Genomic DNA, 400 nt, shown 5'->3' with positions numbered 1-400 from the left:
GGAGACGATCAACTTCCTCTCCGACAACTTCGCCACGAGCGAGGACGACACCGTCACCATCTACGTGGAGCGGCGGATGACCAGCGACAGCGCCCTCCGCAGCCTCGCGCGCGCAGAGCGCGACCCGCCCGACACGTTCGTCACGGTCGACGGCCGCGCCAGCGCCGAGAGCGTCCAGAGCGCGATCGACGCGTACGCCGCGGAGGACCCCGAGTTCGAGCGGCTGGTCGAGAACTCCGCGCTCGACGACGGCCGCCCGAACCGGAACCTCGACCGGATCTACGCCGAGCTGCGGAACTCGCCGTACGACGACTTCACCGGCGAGTACCTCGCGGACGACGGCCGCTCGGCCCGGATCGTCTACGCCGTCGAATCCGACGCCAGCGACGCCGAGATCACC

Annotated in this window: 1 pseudogene; it reads left to right on the top strand. The window is 70.0% G+C overall.

The features are described 5' to 3' along the window. Positions 1-400, top strand: a pseudogene (locus EXE45_RS18150) (RND transporter); the annotation flags it as partial.

Source organism: Halorubrum sp. SP9, assembly GCF_005435015.1.
Taxonomy (GTDB): domain Archaea; phylum Halobacteriota; class Halobacteria; order Halobacteriales; family Haloferacaceae; genus Halorubrum; species Halorubrum sodomense.
This window is presented reverse-complemented; position numbering and strand designations above follow the sequence as displayed.